The sequence below is a fragment of the Alteraurantiacibacter buctensis genome, from assembly GCF_009827655.1.
Classification (GTDB): domain Bacteria; phylum Pseudomonadota; class Alphaproteobacteria; order Sphingomonadales; family Sphingomonadaceae; genus Alteraurantiacibacter; species Alteraurantiacibacter buctensis.
Map to the genome: position 1 here is coordinate 589305 of NZ_WTYV01000002.1, position 14339 is coordinate 603643.

Genomic DNA, 14339 nt, shown 5'->3' on the forward strand with positions numbered 1-14339 from the left:
GATGCCTTACGGGATCCTGCCTACCGCTGGCCCGAACGCGATGAAGCCGGCATTCCAATGGGTGGCGATCCGCTGCCGCAATACACGGTCGATCAGGTCGATTGCACCTACACCAACCGCCACCACAACAGCGCTCGGTGCCGCTTTGCGCTTGTCAAACCGGGGACGGACGCACCGGTACTTGTCAGCGCCAGCTTAAGGCACACGTTTCACGCTGACCACGGCCCCGCGCACCATATCTACTCGACGTTCTGGTCGGTTGACGGGGGGTGCGAGCCAGACAGCCAGGCTCACGCTGCCGCGCGGTTGGCCCCCATCGGGATGCGCGCCTTCACCGTCGCCTTGGCCAGGTCCAGCCCGTAGAGCTTGGCCGCGTTGCCGCCCACGATGCCGCGCACCTGTTCGGGCGGCATGTGGCCCATGTATTCGGCAATCTTGTTCACCGAATGGGGCCAGATCGAATCGGGGTGCGGATAGTCGCTGGCCCACAGCAGGTTATCCGGCCCCCAGAATTCGGTCAGCGCCATGGTGGTCGGGCTTTGCTGGAAGGTGCCGTAAATCTGCCGCTTGAACAGCTCGCTGGGCTTCATCTTGTGCGGGATGCCGCCCTTGTCGTCCCAGTAATCGCCGCATTCGTGCAGGCGATAGTGGCGATAGTCCAGCTCTTCCACCACCCACGGCACCCAGCCGGCGCCGCATTCGGCAATCACCAGCTTCAGGCCCGGATGGCGCTCCAGGATGCCCCAGGCGAACAGGTCCACGAAGGGATCGAGGAACTGCTCGATGAACATCTTGGCGTGCAGGAACGTGGCGCCGGGGCTGCCCTTGTACTTGTCGAACGCCTTCGACACGCCCGGGAACACGGTGACGTGGAACGACAGCACGATGCCGCTTTCCTCCAGCAGCTTCCACAGCGGGTTCCAGCGCGGATCCTCCAGGCGCGGTTCGGCCACAGCGATCTGCAGGTTGGCCTGGCGGCAGCGGCCCCCCTTGGCCAGGCGCTGCAGTTCCTCGTAAGCCGCTTCGGGATGCGGCGGCAGCATGGCCACGCCGATCAGCCGCTCGGGCGCGGCCACGCAGAAATCCTCGTACAGCCAGTCGTTATAGGCGGCATAGCAGGCCTTCATGAAGGCATGGTCGTCGGTGCGGATCGAGGTGACGGGGCCGAAGATCACGTGGCCCCACACGTGGTCACGGTCCATGTCCTCCAGGCGCAGCGCAGGATTGGAGGCGCGCAACGTGGTCAGGTCCTCCACCCCGCCGCGGTCGAACGCGGTGTGCAGCGGCTTGGGGCCGGAAAAGCCGGACGGGCGCCCGTGCCACAGGCCCCAGCTCTGGCCGTCCGCCAGCCACAGGGCGGACCCGTTGGCCTGCTCCACCGGGCGCGGCGTGCGATCACCCCAGGTGCTGGCCAGCCGGGCGGTCCACACGTCTGCGGGGAGCATGTTCAGGTCAAGGTGGTCATCCCCCGACACCAGGGCGGCTTCGATCATGGCAATCCGATCCTCAGGCTTGTTTGACTTTGTCCGTAATGGATTGCGGAGGGTTTGGCCACCACCACTTTTGGTCCCGTCCGGATGTGGCAATGCCGCCCACCCGCAAGGGCAGACGGCATTGTCTTTGTCCCGCCCGAAGGGGGGAAGGCGGGACCGGATCGGCTAGCGGCAGCGGGCCCCGCCACGGTCGATTTCGCGACCCAGCAGGCCGCCGATGGCCGCGCCCAGCACGGTGCCGACGGTGCGGCTGCCCTGGCTGTCCACCTCGCGGCCGATCAGCGCACCGCCGGCAGCGCCGATGATCAGGCCCGTGGTGCCGTTGTCGCGACGGCAGTAATAGCGACCATCGTCACCGCGCCATACCTGGTCGCGGCGGGTCACGCGGCGCGGCTCGTAATAGCGGCCCCGGTCGTCATAGACGCGGCGTTCGCGATAATTGCGGCGGTCCGAGACGCGCTCGTAATAGCCGTTGTCGCTGTGGGCACGATGGCCGTGGGCCGGTGCCCAGCGGGGCGGATCAGCGGCGGCCGGCACGGCGGTAACAGCAATGCCCGCGGCGATGATCGAAAGGATGGTCTTGCGCATTGGTCTGCTCCTTGATCCAGTAAGCGTTGCGAGTGGATAACGGGCAGAATTGTTCAGCGATCCCCAACCTCAGATGAACGGCTCGTTGGAATCCGTAAGGTGCGACGAGTTGTGCGACGGAAGCGCCGAATTGACGTTTTGCATTTGGTAGCCATGATACCGAGAATGACCATGTACCTCGACCTGGTGGACGTGTTCGGCTCCGGCCCGCTCAGCGGCAATCCGCTGGCCGTGGTGCATGGCGGCGAGGGGCTGGACGAGGGCCAGATGCTGCGGCTGACCCGGTGGCTGGGCTTTTCCGAGACCACTTTCCTGCTGCCGCCCACCGATCCCGCCGCGGATTACCGGGTGCGGATATTCTATCCGGCGGGCGAATTGCCCTTTGCCGGGCACCCGACGCTGGGTTCGGCCTTTGCATGGCTCGCCTCCGGAGGAGTGCCACGGCAGGCGGGCGTGGTGGTGCAGGAATGCGCGGTTGGGTTGATCCCGGTGAAGGCGGCCGGTGACCGGCTGGCCTTCGCTGCCCCGCCGCTGACCCGCAGCGGGCCCCTGGACGCGGCCGAGCTGGCCGAGGCGGTGCGCGTGGCGGGGGTCGATCCCGCCGACGTGGTTGAGGCGGTGCACATTGCCAACGGGCCGCAATGGCAATTGCTGCGGCTGGCCAGCGCAAGTGCGGTGCTGGCGGCCAGGCCTGCGCCGGAAGCGCCAATCGGCACCGATGTGGGCGTGGCCGCGCCGGCCGATCCCGCCAGCGGGGCAGACTGGGAACTGCGCGCCTTCTTCGCCAACCAGCACGGCAAGGTGACCGAGGATCCCGTTACCGGCAGCTTCAACGCCGGGCTGGCCATGCACCTGTTCGCCAGCGGCCTGGCCAAAGGATTCTATCGCGCGGCGCAAGGGCGCAGGACCGGGGCGGACGGGCTGGTGGAGCTGACGCGGGATGCCAATGGCACGGTGTGGGTCGGCGGGCGCTGCGCCATGGTTTCGCAGGGCGGGCAGGTGGACGCAGTCTAGAGCCGCGCGGCAATCTGCGCGCGCAGGCCGTGGGCGAGCGGGGCCAGCAGGACCAGTTGGCGCAAGGCCTTCTCGCGATCTTCGAATGCCGGGTTCCACAAGGCGGCAAAGGTCCGTGCTACCGTCCATGCACTGCCTGACCGCTCGACCGGTTCCAGCGCGTCACCCGCTTCGGCGCTGCCTTCCTCCAGCACGCGGAAATACCACCCGGCGCGCCCGGACTGGAGGATGGTCTTGACCATGCCCTTGTGGCCGAAGCGGTGCTCGATCTTCCAGCATGGCTGGCGCGGGCGGGAAACTTCCAGCAGCGCAGTGCCCAGCCGGAAGCGGTCGCCGATGGCAAGGTCTGCTTCGCTGATGCCGCCGATGGCCAGGTTGCTGCCGAAAGCGCCGGGATCGTCAAGCAGCGGATGGTCGCCCAGTTCGCCGCGCCAGAATTCGTGATGATCCAGCGGATAAAGGTGCACCGCCATGTCCGGCCCGCCGTGGTGAACCCGGTCGGCCTGTTCGTCACCCGCCAGCCCCAGACGGGTGATGCGCACGGGGCCGGGCAGCGGCTGCTTGGCGATCGCGCTGGGCTCGCTGTCGCGGAACGGTCGGGGCTGTCCGCCCAGAAGGGCCGCAACCCGCCAGCTCATTCGGTCTCCAGCGCAGCCTGCTTTTCCGCGTAGAGCCGGTCCAGTTCGGCCCGGCTCTTCTTCTCCGCCGCTGTCTTCAACTGGCCGCAGGCGGCATCGATGTCGCGGCCGCGCGGCGTGCGGACGGGGGCGGAGATGCCGGCTTCGAACACGATGTTGGAGAAGGCCCTGATCCGTTCCGGCGTGGAGCACTCGTAAGGCGCGCCCGGCCACGGGTTGAACGGGATCAGGTTGACCTTGGCGGGCAGGTTGTACTTGCGGATCAGCCGCACCAGCTCGCGCGCGTCCTCGTCGCTGTCGTTCTTGTCCTTCAGCATCACGTATTCAAAGGTGATGCGCCGCGCGTTCGAGGCACCGGGATAGTCGGCGCAGGCCTGCAACAGGTCCTCGATGCCGTACTTGCGGTTGATCGGCACGATTTCGTCGCGCACCTCCTTGGTCACCGCGTGGAGGCTGACGGCCAGGTTCACGCCGATCTCCTCGCCGCAGCGGTCCATCATCGGCACCACGCCGCTGGTGGAGAGCGTGATGCGCCGCTTGGACAGGGCCAGCCCGTCACCGTCCATCACCAGTTGCAGCGCGCCCTTCACGTTGTCGAAGTTGTACAGCGGCTCGCCCATGCCCATCATCACGATGTTGGTCAGCAGCCGACCATCGGATGAATAGCCACCCTCGTCATCCACCAGGTCATCGCCCAGGGCAGACAGGTCGGCCTGGCCGCTCTTGGGCCATTCGCCCAGCGTGTCGCGCGCCAGCATCACCTGGCCCACGATTTCGCCGGGAGTGAGGTTGCGCACCAGCCGCATGGTGCCCGTGTGGCAGAAGCGGCAGTTGAGCGTGCAGCCCACCTGGCTAGAAACGCACAGCGTACCGCGATCGGCATCGGGGATGAAGACCATCTCGAAATCGTGGCCATCGTCGGTCCGCAGCAGCCACTTGCGGGTGCCATCGGTGCTGTGCTGCGCCTCCACCACCTGCGGGCGGCCGATCACGAAGCGTTCCGCCAGCCACGGGCGCATGGTCTTGGCGATGTCGGTCATCGCGTCGAAATCGGTGACGCCGCGATGATACAGCCAGTGGAACACCTGCTTGGCGCGCAGCTTGGCGGCCTTGGCATCCAGCCCGGCGGCTTCGAACAGTTCGGCAATGCGCCTTTTCGGCAGCCCGATCAGGTCCACCCGCCCATCGGCGCGCGGCGTGATGTCACGCGCAACGGGAACCGGATCGATCTGTCCGGGGATGGGCATCAGGGCTGTATCGGGCATGGCGGGCACATAGGGGATCGAGGGCAATTTGGCCAGTGGGAGCGTCTGCCCGATCAGCTTCGCGCGCACGCCACGCCGGAACGGGCGACACGTTCCTGCGGTTCATCGCAACAAACCAGCATCTGGTCGATAACAATGTTGCGCAAATACCACGCTTTTTCCGTTGTGTGAGGTTCAGGAAACTGCCCGCCTTTCTGCCCATTCCCCCTTTCCCGGCAGCGGCCAGATACCAAGCAGGTACGCCCCGGGGAGTTAGTGAATGGAGATTACAATGACCAAGGGTATCGCACTCATCCTCGCCACCGTCTCGGCGGCGGCCATGGCCACCCCGGCCTTTGCCCAGTCGGATTCGAACTTCGACGGCCTGCGCGTGGAAGCCCTGGCCGGCTACGACATCATGCGCCCCGGCAGCACCACCGACATCGACAACAACGACGATGTGGACCAGACCATCGACGATATCGCCTATGGTGCCGGCATCGGCTTCGATGCCGACCTGGGCAGCGTGGTTGTGGGTGCCGAGGCGCAGTACATCCGCTCCGAAGCCAGCACCGAATATGACACCACCGGTTTCACCGGCTTCGGCGTCTCGAATGTTGACGTGGGCCGTGACCTCTATTTCGGGGCCCGCGTGGGCGTGCCGATGGGCGAGCAGACCCTGATCTACGGCAAGGGCGGCTATACCAACACCCGCCTGAACGTGATCAGCACCGACAACACCACCGACACCGGCACCAACGTCGACCTCGACGGCTGGCGCGTGGGCGCCGGTGTGGAGCAGGCCATCAGCCCCGGCCTGTTTGCCAAGGTGGAATACGGCTACTCGAACTACGAGGAAGGCGAATTCGAAGCCCCCAGCGGCCTGGAAAGCGACCGGTTCGGCGTGGACCTCGACCGTCACCAGGTGATGGTGGGCGTGGGCGCGCGCTTCTAAGCGGCGCGATTTCGCAGCGGGACGGGCCGGCGGGAGCAATCCTGCCGGCCCGTTTCGCTATCCGGACCGCGCCCCTATCCCGTGCTGCGGCACCCGATATCCGCCGCATCGACGGCGGTGGCCACCCCGGCCAGCGGGTAACTGTCGGTGAATACCCGCCCGTCGCGGTCCCGGGCGCGTACCTGCATCACGCTGGCCCCGCGCATGGCGGCGATGATCGCCGCATCCCCCGCCGCATCGGTGGCCCAGGCGTTGCGCGCCGAAGCGGTCAGCGTAAAGCGTTCCCTGCCGATCGCCACGCTTACCGCCGATCCCGGGGCAATTGCCCGCGAGAGGCGGAAATGCACCTGCCCGCGCACCCGCCGGGCGGGCCAGGTGGCCACGCTGGCCGATCCTTCCGATGCCCGTTCCTGCGCCGCCGCGATGGCATAGCAGCGCGGCACCTGCGGATCGCGGAACGCGGCCCAGCGCTCGAACACGCCCAGGCTGTCGCGCGCCATTGCCGGCACGGCGATCAGCGCCAGCGAACACAGCAGAAGGAGAGCAGGGCGGCGCATCATGGCCCCTGCATAGCGCCGGAAGTGGGCAGGACAAGGATCGGCAGCACCGTGTGCGGACCTGTCCCCACGGGTGAGGGGGATGACGCCGGCGCCAGGCCAGTGCAGGAGTCAGGCCATGGTGCGCCGTGCCCTGCCTGCCGAGTGGCGTGAACTGGCCACTGTGCTGGCAACGGCGATCGATCGCCTGGCTGCGGACGATCCGCCCGTGGAAGCTGGCGCTGCCCTGCTGCTGGCGGTGGACCCTGAGCTGGATTGCATCCGCGTGCGGCCAAAGGGCTCGGCGGCCGCCGGCGTATGCGTGGCCCTCGGGCCCTTGCCCAGGGCAACTGACAGGCCCAGAGATGACGGGGCGCTGGTGCCGTGCGGATCGATCGACCGCGCGGCGAGCAAGGTGGCGGCGGACATGCTCGGCTGGCACAAGGATCCGCAGACGTGCGAGGTGGTCGAGACGCAGCGTTTCTGGCTCTACCTGCAGTGGCCCGGTGAATCTCCGGCGGCGATTTACGAATGGGCCTATGGCCTGTGGGATGAATAGGGGCGGGATTTTCGCGCTGTCCTACAGGGGCGGGATCGTGCCAGCCTGCACCGGCTCCTTGAACCCGTCGATTCGCCCCTTTTGGCCTGCCAGGCCGAACCGCTTAAGGGACTTGCACAAGCGGTGCCTGCCGCATGTACTTCATCAACTAAACTCCCGCGTCGTCAACCAGATCCAGCCAGGCCACCACGTCGTTGTCGGTGGCAATGAACAGGCCGGCCTGCACCTCCTCAGGCTGCTGCCCGGCCAACCGCATGGCTTCGGACAGCGGCCCGTAGAACACCGTTTCCGCCGCGCCGCCTTCGGCCTCATGGTCCAGGAAATAGAGCCGCACCGACGCCTCGCCGAATGTGCTGCGCATCAGTCCGGCTCCCGCTTGTGACCGTCGATCTGGCGGCCGGTGCGCTCCGCTTCTGCCTTGCGGGCGGCCTTCGCGGCCTTGCTTTCGCCGAAAGCCGCGCGATTGGCCGCGGCCTGGCTGGCCTTCTCGGCTCGGGCCTTTGCCTTGCGCGCCAGCCGCAGGTTGACCACCTCGGCCATCAGGCGCCGGTCCTTTCAGGCGCCTTCTCGGGATAGGTGATGGCCAGCAATTCCCATTCCCGCTCGCCGCCGGGCAGGCGAACGGTGCGCAGGTCGCCGACGGCAGCGCCGCGCAGGGCCCGGGCGATGGGCGCGCTCCAGCCGATGAGGCCGCGGGACGGGTCCTGCTCGTCATCGCCCACCAGGGTTACGGTGGTTTCGCGGTCATCCTCGTCCACCATCAGGATCGTGGCGCCGAACCAGGCGCGGGTGCGGTCGGGCTGGTCGGCCGGTTCGATCACCTTGGCAGCCTTCATCCGGCGGGCCAGGTGCGCCAGTTCCCGGTCGATCTCCCGCATCCGCTTGCGGCCGTAGAGATAGTCGCCGTTCTCGCTGCGGTCGCCGTTGCCGGCCGCCCAGCTCACGATCTCGACGATCGCCGGCCTTTCGGTGCCCAGCAGGTGGTCATAGCGGGCCCGCAGCGCCGCCAGCCCAGCCGGGGTGATCGGATTGCTCGGCGGCTTGCCGGACATGTCAGCGCAGGAAGTGGCGCAGGTGGCGGCTCTGCCCGGCTTCGTCCGGATAGAGGTGCTCGTAGACCACCGCGTTTTCCAGCACGCGTTGGACATAGTTCTTGGTTTCCGAGAAGCTGATCTTCTCGATCCAGTCCACCCAGCTGATCGCCCCGGTGCGGGGATCGCCATTCTCGCGCAGCCAGCGGTTCACGTTGCCCGGCCCGGCGTTGTAGGCCGCCACGGCCAGCGGGAACGAGCCGTTGTAGGTCCGCAACAGCCGCTCGATGTGATTGGAGCCAAGCTGCATCGAATAGGCCGGGTCATCGATCAGCCGGCTGGGGGAATAGGACATGTTGGCCCGCCGGGATTCTTCCTGCGCGGTGGCCGGCATGAACTGCATCAGCCCGCGTGCCCCGGCGTGGCTGACGGCGTTCTGGGCAAACTGGCTTTCCTGCCGGGCCAGGGCATGGATCATCGTCCAGTTCGTCCCCGGCGGCGTGGAGAGGCGCGGATAGCCGATGCGGGTGAAGCCGTCGAACCCGTCCGAACCCGCGGCATCGGCCAGGTTCACCGCCAGGTCGCGTCGGCCGATCTGGCGGGCGAGCTCTGCTACCAGCAGGTGGTCTTCCACCGTCTGCGCCTGGGCGGCGATCTCGCGGTAGAAGCGGATGCCCACGGCCCAGGGGGCATCGCGGGCCACTTCCGAGACCGCCTGGGTCAGCGGCTGGTTGAGGAAGGCGGCGCGCGCCTCCGTCGAGGGTTCGACCTGCGGGGTGGCGGCAAAGGCCGGCAGTTCGCGACCCAGGGCATCGAGCGCCATCTGCCCGTAGAACCGGTCAGGATAGGCGGCGGCCATCTCGTAATAGCGGTTGGCTTCCGCCGTATTGCCGGCGCGCTGCGAGGCAAGACCCGCCCAGTAGAAGCCCTTGGAGCGGGTCTGCGGGGTGCGCGCCGCAGCGCCATACTGGTAGAACAGCGGCGCGGCGGCAGCGCCGTCGCCAAGGTCCCACAGCGCGCGGGTGCCGCCCAGCCACATCAGCGAGGTGTAGTCATCCCGCAGCTTGAACTCGCGCTGCGAGATGTCCTCGCCCGGCGCAAAGGCGTCGAGAGCAGCGGCGGCGATGCGCTGGGCACCGCGGGCATCCGCTAGGCGCGCGGTGGTGAGCAGTTCGGCCACCCAGGCGGTGGCATCGCGCGGGCGTTCGGCAAGGGGCGGGCGCTGGCCCAGCAGTGCGACCGCCTCACCCGCGCGGCCTTCCTGCCGCAGTTCGCGCGAGCGGTTGTAGAGGTAGCCCGGATCTGTCCGCGCTGCCGGGTCGCTGCTCGCTCCGTCGCCGCCCTGCAGGATGGCGAGGCGCGTAGTGAACAGGCCACGGCGGGCAAGGGAAGTGCGCCCCATCTGGCGGGCGGCGGCCTCGGCCTCGCGCTGCCAGAGGAGGGCATCCATCCGTGCGTCGTGGTCATCCGGGGTCAGTTTGTCGGCGAACATGGTGGCGATCGAGGCTTCGGATACCTCGCTCATGTCGCCCCCGCGCCAGGCTGCCAGTGCGGTGCTTTCAGCGCGAGCAGGATCGGTGGCCACCAATGCCATCGCATAGTGCGCACGGGCGAAGTTGGTAACCGGTGGGAAGCGGTCGAAGAAGGCCAGCAAGGTTTCGTTGGGCACGAATTCGCGGCGCAGGCGCTCCTCCGCCCGAGAACGCAGCGCGGCCTCGTCCGGAAAGCCGGGGTTGCTGACCAGGAAGGTGGCATAGCTGGCAAATGGCTGCTGGCCGCTGCGATCTTCGTACAGGCGCTGCCAGGTGGCAATTTCGCGTGCCATCGGCCCCGGGCCCTGCGCCACCAGTTGTGCCCGCGCGGTTTCCCACTCGCCAGCCTCCTGCGCATAGGCGGGGGCGACAAGAGTGGAGCCAAACAGCACGGCAAGGGCAATCGAACGAACCATGCTGGACATTGTGGCGGGGCTCTCCTTATCAGGCGCTGAACGGTGGCGGGATGGCGCCATGAGTCCCTGATTTGGCGGGACAGTGCAAGGGGTGACACAATGTTTTCTGGCTCGATTCCCGCTCTGGCGACTCCTTTTCGCGATGGGGCGTTCGACGAGGCTGCCTTCCGGCGCTTTGTCGACTGGCAGATCGACAACGGCTCGTCGGGCCTCGTCCCCTGCGGCACAACGGGCGAAAGCGCCACGCTGGATAACGACGAGCACCACCGCATCATCCGGGCCTGCGCCGAGCAGGCGGCGGGCCGCGTTCCGGTGATCGCGGGTGCCGGCAGCAACGATACGCAGACCGCGCTGTGGCACATCAAGGAGGCGCAAGTGGCCGGGGCCGATGCCGTGCTGCTGGTGGCCCCCTACTACAACCGCCCCAGCCAGGCGGGGCTGCTGGCGCACTACAGCTATCTGGCCGAGCGCAGCGAACTGCCGATCATGCTCTACAACGTGCCCGGCCGCACGGTGACAGATATCCTGCCGGAGACGGTGATTGAGCTGCACCGCCGCTTTCCGGGCAAGATCGTGTCCATCAAGGACGCCAGCGGCGACCTGAGCCGCGTTGTCACCCACCGCATGGGTGCGGGGCCGGACTTCAACCAGATCAGCGGTGACGATCCGCTGGCGCTGGCCGGCTACATCCTGGGCCAGCGTGGCTGCATCTCCGTTACCGCCAACGTGGCCCCCAAGCTGTGCGCCGAGTTCCACGCAGCCGCGCTGGCGGGCGCCTGGGACACGGCCCGCGCGCTGAACGAGAAGCTCTACCCCCTGCACCGCTCCATGTTCGCCGATGCCAGTCCGGCGCCGGCCAAGTACGCCTTGAGCCGCCTGCACGACTGGTTCGGCCCCGACGTGCGCCTGCCGCTGGTCAACTGTTCCGAAGCAGCCAAGGCCGCCGTGGACGCCGCGCTGGAGGGGCTGGGGCTGGTCTGAGCTAGCCGGCTTGCGGTTCAATCCGGCGGATTGTGCTGCAGTACGAAGTCCATCGTGGCCTGCAGCATCTGTTGGCGGGTCTCCGAGCGCGAGAGCCAGTGATCCTCGCCCTCCAGCTCCACCAGTTGCACGCTCTTGCCGGCATCGCGCAGGGCATCCGCCATGGCGGTGGAGTGGCTGTAGGGTACCACGGTGTCGTCCCGCCCGTGGACCAGCAGCACCGGCGCATCGGCGCGTGAGGCCAGGCGGCGCGGGCTCACTGCCGCCCAGGTCTCACGTGGGCCCAACTGGTCAAGCAGCGATGCGCGCACGGTGCGCATGCGGCCCGTCTCGCGGTATTCCGCCGCGTACATGGCCGCGATGTCGCTGACCCCGGCCACTGCGGCAGCGCAGCGATAGAGGCCCTGCTGGACGGTGACGCCGGCCAGCGCTGCATAGCCGCCATAGCTGGCCCCGACGATGCAGGCGCGCGCCGGGTCCACCGTGCCCTGCGCGGCGAGGTGGGCCAGTCCATCGCTGATGTCGGTCTGCATCAAGCGCCCCCACTGGCCGAAACCGGCACGGATGAAGGCATCGCCGCGCCCGCTGGAACCGCGGAAGTTGGGCTGGAACACGGCATAACCGCGCGCGGCAAAAGCCTGGGCCCACCAGTCGAAGCCCGGTTCGTCATGGCCGATTGGCCCGCCGTGCGGCATCATGATCACCGGCAGGTTGCGCGGCTCGCGGCCCGGCGGCAGGGTCAGCACCCCGTCGAGTTCCAGGCCGTCTGCGGCGGCGTAGTTGACGACCGATACCGGGCCGACGCTGGCCGGGGCGATGCGCGGTCGGTCATAGCCGATCTCGCGTGCCGACCGCCCGGCCAGGTCCATGAAGATCCAGGTCCCGCTGTCGGACGAGCCGCTGGTATGCATCAGCACCCGGTTGAAATCGCTGGCCCAGCCGGCCAGTTCGCCGTTGCGCTCGGTCAGCGAGCGCACGGCCAGTCTTGCGCGGCCCTGGATTTCGCGATCGTACAGCACGGGGCGGCTGTCCTCCTCGCTATCCGGAATATAGCCCAGCAACCGGCCGTTGAGCGGGTTCCACAGCAGGCGGTCAACGTCCACGTCGGGCAGGAAGGGCATGCTGGCGCCACCGGCCAGCGGCACCTCGAACCATTCGGGCGATTCGGTGGCGGGATCGATGGCGAAGTAGATGACACTCTGGCCGTCTGCACCAAGACCCATCACGCCGGCGCGGCCGCTGGGGTTGCTGCCGCTGGCGATCACGCGGCCCGCCACGTTCTCGATCGTCCAGGCACCGGTTTCGGTATGCACGTCGAAGGCAGCCACCACCTGGCCCGCCTCATCGAGCAGCCAGTCCAGCTCGTGGTTCTCGCGCGCGGATTCGGCCACCCGGCGAATTTCCATCGTGGCGAGATCGACCTCGTATAGGGCAGGGCGGCCGTGGTCGAAGCGATAAGCGCCGAAGGATGTGCGGCCGAATTCCACGGCCCCGAAATAGCCGCGCCAGCCGGCCGGCGTCTCGCGCACGCCGTGCATGCCGAAGATGCCGTTGACGATGCCGCGATCGTCGGCAAACACGCGGTGGGCCGGCTGCGTGGGGTCCACGGGAATGACCACGGCTTGCCAGAGTTCGAACTGGTCGACCGTGAAGTCGATCAGGTCCACGGTCGTGCTGTAGGCGAAAAGGATCGCGCGATCGCCGACGAATGACAGGCGGCGGAACTTCTCGGTGGTCAGCTCGATCCGGTTGACGAGGGCAAAGTCCCGGTCAAACACCATGATCTGGCGCTGGCCGTCCATCGTCAGCAGGACCGCCAGCGAATTGCCGGACGGCGATATGGCCATCGCCTCGACCCCCGGCAGCTCTCCGTAGGCTGACAGAGGCGGCATGGCCGGCGTTTGGGCCGAAGCCTGCGCCTGGACCTCTCCCGGCATGACAGGCACACAAACGGCCAGCACGGCAGCAACGGCAACCTGCCGGATCGACTTGAGCATTGCGGCTTCGCCCCCTGTTCGTCACACGCCCCGCCAGCACTGTTGCCCAGCCTTGGGAACGATGCAAGCGGCTGAATTGCGTATGGAATAGGCAGGCGTGTCAGCCGGCATTGCGCCGCATGTTCCCGCAGTTCATCGCGGCCCTTTCGCTTGTGGCCGCAAGTGCCTACATGGCGCTCCATCATGGCCCGACCCAAACCCGCCACTTTCGACAAGCAGAAGATCGTCGCCGAAAACCGCAAGGCGCGGTTCGACTATGCCGTGGAGGAGAAGTTCGAGGCCGGGCTGGCGCTCAGCGGCACCGAGGTAAAGAGCCTGCGCTTCGGCGAGGGCAGCATTGCCGAAAGCTATGCCGAGGTGCGCGACGGGCAAGTGTGGCTGGTCAACGCCAACATTCCCGAATTCAGCCACGGCAACCGCTTCAACCATGAGCCGAAGCGCCCCAGGAAGCTGCTGCTGCACGCGCGCGAGATCGACAAGTTCGTCGGTGCGGTGGAGCGCAAGGGGATGACTCTGATCCCGCTGACGATCTATTTCAATGCGAAGGGGCGGGCAAAAGTGGAACTGGCGCTGGCCAAGGGCCGGCAGAGCCACGACAAGCGCCAGCACCTGAAGGAACAGGACTGGAAGCGCGATAAGGCACGCATCATGCGCGACAAGGGCTGAACCGAAGCAATCCTGCAACAGGTCTTTCCAAGCTGTCGCCGTTAAGCCGCTGTTCGTCGAATCGAACCTATCTGTCACTTCAACGCAATGCGGAAAGGTGTATTGACGCGGCCATGGCGAAGGGCGGAATCATCGGGTGGCTGAAGCGGCAATGGCCGACCATGCCGACCCGTGAGGAAATGGAGCAGAACAAGTATCTTGCTCCCATCGCCCATCGTTTCGGCCGGTCGGAGCTTTGGCGCTTCACCCGCCGGTCTGTTCCGCGCGGGGTGGCCTTGGGCCTGTTCGCGGGCTTCATCATTCCCGTCGGACAGATCTTCCTGGCTGCCTTCCTGGCCCTGCCGCTGCGGGCCAACGTGCCGGTGGCGGCGCTCCTGACATTTCTGACCAACCCTTTCACGTTGCCTTTCTGGCTCTTGCTTGCCAACCGGCTGGGCGCCTTCGTGCTGCGGGTGGATTCTGCCACCACGGGCTTTGCCAACGAACAGCTTGCCAGTGGGCGCTGGGCGGAATTCGGCTGGTTCCAGTTGCTGGAAGGGGTGGGGGTGACCGCTTTCGGCTTCATCGTCCTGGCGCTGCTGTCTGCGGCGATCGGCTATTTCCTGTCGGGACTGGTATGGCGCCTTCTGGTCGGCCGCAAATGGACCAGGCGACCTGCGCGAAGGAAAGTGCTACGCCACCCTGCATGA

At 67.2% G+C, this 14339-nt stretch carries 16 protein-coding genes; 6 read left to right on the plus strand and 10 right to left on the minus strand.

All coding sequences use genetic code 11. The annotated features are described in order from the left end of the window. Window positions 1-290: 290 nt before the first annotated feature. Together GRI99_RS07355 and GRI99_RS07360 are read right to left on the minus strand one after the other, a co-directional pair. Window positions 291-1493, minus strand: coding sequence for an amidohydrolase family protein (locus GRI99_RS07355; protein ID WP_202392976.1), 1203 nt, complete (start codon window positions 1491-1493; stop codon window positions 291-293). A 165-nt stretch (window positions 1494-1658) separates the two neighbouring features. Further along, a complete protein-coding gene (locus GRI99_RS07360) occupies window positions 1659-2081 on the minus strand; it encodes a glycine zipper 2TM domain-containing protein (protein ID WP_160771373.1) in 423 nt (140 codons plus the stop codon). A gap of 165 nt (window positions 2082-2246) precedes the next feature. On the opposite strand from GRI99_RS07360, the gene GRI99_RS07365 reads away from it, so the two are divergent. Beyond that, window positions 2247-3095 (plus strand): PhzF family phenazine biosynthesis protein, encoded by an 849-nt coding sequence (locus tag GRI99_RS07365; protein WP_439098427.1) that lies wholly within the window; start codon window positions 2247-2249, stop codon window positions 3093-3095. Here the strand turns inward: GRI99_RS07365 and GRI99_RS07370 are convergent. Beyond that, window positions 3092-3733, minus strand: a complete 642-nt coding sequence (locus tag GRI99_RS07370; protein WP_160771374.1) for an MOSC domain-containing protein — start codon at window positions 3731-3733, stop codon at window positions 3092-3094. The genes GRI99_RS07365 and GRI99_RS07370 overlap by 4 nt on opposite strands. After that, a complete protein-coding gene (gene rlmN, locus GRI99_RS07375; protein ID WP_160771681.1) occupies window positions 3730-4998 on the minus strand; it encodes a dual-specificity RNA methyltransferase RlmN in 1269 nt (422 codons plus the stop codon). Before rlmN ends, GRI99_RS07370 begins: the two co-directional genes overlap by 4 nt. Before the next feature lie 271 nt (window positions 4999-5269). Between rlmN and GRI99_RS07380 the strand changes: the two genes are divergently transcribed. Next, window positions 5270-5932, plus strand: a complete 663-nt coding sequence (locus tag GRI99_RS07380) for an outer membrane protein (protein WP_160771375.1) — start codon at window positions 5270-5272, stop codon at window positions 5930-5932. A gap of 74 nt (window positions 5933-6006) precedes the next feature. Here the strand turns inward: GRI99_RS07380 and GRI99_RS07385 are convergent, their stop codons facing one another. Beyond that, the gene (locus tag GRI99_RS07385) at window positions 6007-6492 is read right to left on the minus strand and encodes a hypothetical protein (RefSeq protein WP_160771376.1); all 486 of its coding nucleotides are present in this window, start codon (window positions 6490-6492) and stop codon (window positions 6007-6009) included. Window positions 6493-6607: 115 nt separating this feature from the next. Here GRI99_RS07385 and GRI99_RS07390 point away from each other — a divergent pair, with 115 nt between their 5' ends. Continuing rightward, window positions 6608-7027 (plus strand): hypothetical protein, encoded by a 420-nt coding sequence (locus GRI99_RS07390; protein ID WP_160771377.1) that lies wholly within the window; start codon window positions 6608-6610, stop codon window positions 7025-7027. Window positions 7028-7175: 148 nt separating this feature from the next. On the opposite strand, the gene GRI99_RS07395 is transcribed toward GRI99_RS07390, so the two are convergent. From GRI99_RS07395 to GRI99_RS07410, 4 genes are read right to left on the minus strand one after another with little or no spacing between them, the layout of a single operon-like run. Continuing rightward, a complete protein-coding gene (locus GRI99_RS07395) occupies window positions 7176-7388 on the minus strand; it encodes a hypothetical protein (RefSeq protein ID WP_160771378.1) in 213 nt (70 codons plus the stop codon). Further along, window positions 7388-7567: a DUF4169 family protein gene (locus GRI99_RS07400; protein ID WP_160771379.1), complete on the minus strand. Its 180-nt coding sequence runs from the start codon at window positions 7565-7567 to the stop codon at window positions 7388-7390. The genes GRI99_RS07395 and GRI99_RS07400 overlap by 1 nt, the downstream gene beginning before the upstream one ends. Beyond that, window positions 7567-8079: a GreA/GreB family elongation factor gene (locus GRI99_RS07405; protein WP_160771380.1), complete on the minus strand. Its 513-nt coding sequence runs from the start codon at window positions 8077-8079 to the stop codon at window positions 7567-7569. Before GRI99_RS07405 ends, GRI99_RS07400 begins: the two co-directional genes overlap by 1 nt. 1 nt (window position 8080) lies before the next feature. After that, complete coding sequence (locus GRI99_RS07410) at window positions 8081-10015, minus strand: lytic transglycosylase domain-containing protein (protein WP_160771381.1); 1935 nt, start codon at window positions 10013-10015, stop codon at window positions 8081-8083. Between the two features lie 90 nt (window positions 10016-10105). Here GRI99_RS07410 and dapA point away from each other — a divergent pair, with 90 nt between their 5' ends. Then, window positions 10106-10987, plus strand: coding sequence for a 4-hydroxy-tetrahydrodipicolinate synthase (gene dapA, locus GRI99_RS07415; protein ID WP_160771382.1), 882 nt, complete (start codon window positions 10106-10108; stop codon window positions 10985-10987). A 17-nt stretch (window positions 10988-11004) separates the two neighbouring features. Here the strand turns inward: dapA and GRI99_RS07420 are convergent, their stop codons facing one another. Beyond that, window positions 11005-12984 (minus strand): S9 family peptidase, encoded by a 1980-nt coding sequence (locus GRI99_RS07420; RefSeq protein WP_160771383.1) that lies wholly within the window; start codon window positions 12982-12984, stop codon window positions 11005-11007. A gap of 183 nt (window positions 12985-13167) precedes the next feature. Here GRI99_RS07420 and smpB point away from each other — a divergent pair, with 183 nt between their 5' ends. Together smpB and GRI99_RS07430 are read left to right on the plus strand one after the other, a co-directional pair. Further along, window positions 13168-13650 (plus strand): SsrA-binding protein SmpB, encoded by a 483-nt coding sequence (gene smpB / locus GRI99_RS07425; RefSeq protein ID WP_160771384.1) that lies wholly within the window; start codon window positions 13168-13170, stop codon window positions 13648-13650. A gap of 113 nt (window positions 13651-13763) precedes the next feature. Beyond that, window positions 13764-14339: a DUF2062 domain-containing protein gene (locus GRI99_RS07430; protein WP_237438184.1), complete on the plus strand. Its 576-nt coding sequence runs from the start codon at window positions 13764-13766 to the stop codon at window positions 14337-14339.

Coding starts and splice junctions, on each gene's coding strand:
- GRI99_RS07360 (WP_160771373.1), bottom strand. CDS start 2,081: ATGCGCAAGACCATCCTTTCGATCATCGCCGCGGGCATTGCTGTTACC.
- smpB (WP_160771384.1), top strand. CDS start 13,168: ATGGCCCGACCCAAACCCGCCACTTTCGACAAGCAGAAGATCGTCGCC.
- GRI99_RS07410 (WP_160771381.1), bottom strand. CDS start 10,015: ATGTCCAGCATGGTTCGTTCGATTGCCCTTGCCGTGCTGTTTGGCTCC.
- GRI99_RS07430 (WP_237438184.1), top strand. CDS start 13,764: ATGGCGAAGGGCGGAATCATCGGGTGGCTGAAGCGGCAATGGCCGACC.
- GRI99_RS07370 (WP_160771374.1), bottom strand. CDS start 3,733: ATGAGCTGGCGGGTTGCGGCCCTTCTGGGCGGACAGCCCCGACCGTTC.
- GRI99_RS07385 (WP_160771376.1), bottom strand. CDS start 6,492: ATGATGCGCCGCCCTGCTCTCCTTCTGCTGTGTTCGCTGGCGCTGATC.
- GRI99_RS07395 (WP_160771378.1), bottom strand. CDS start 7,388: ATGCGCAGCACATTCGGCGAGGCGTCGGTGCGGCTCTATTTCCTGGAC.
- GRI99_RS07420 (WP_160771383.1), bottom strand. CDS start 12,984: ATGCTCAAGTCGATCCGGCAGGTTGCCGTTGCTGCCGTGCTGGCCGTT.
- GRI99_RS07355 (WP_202392976.1), bottom strand. CDS start 1,493: ATGATCGAAGCCGCCCTGGTGTCGGGGGATGACCACCTTGACCTGAAC.
- GRI99_RS07390 (WP_160771377.1), top strand. CDS start 6,608: ATGGTGCGCCGTGCCCTGCCTGCCGAGTGGCGTGAACTGGCCACTGTG.
- GRI99_RS07405 (WP_160771380.1), bottom strand. CDS start 8,079: ATGTCCGGCAAGCCGCCGAGCAATCCGATCACCCCGGCTGGGCTGGCG.
- GRI99_RS07400 (WP_160771379.1), bottom strand. CDS start 7,567: ATGGCCGAGGTGGTCAACCTGCGGCTGGCGCGCAAGGCAAAGGCCCGA.
- GRI99_RS07365 (WP_439098427.1), top strand. CDS start 2,247: ATGACCATGTACCTCGACCTGGTGGACGTGTTCGGCTCCGGCCCGCTC.
- GRI99_RS07380 (WP_160771375.1), top strand. CDS start 5,270: ATGACCAAGGGTATCGCACTCATCCTCGCCACCGTCTCGGCGGCGGCC.
- dapA (WP_160771382.1), top strand. CDS start 10,106: ATGTTTTCTGGCTCGATTCCCGCTCTGGCGACTCCTTTTCGCGATGGG.
- rlmN (WP_160771681.1), bottom strand. CDS start 4,998: ATGCCCGATACAGCCCTGATGCCCATCCCCGGACAGATCGATCCGGTT.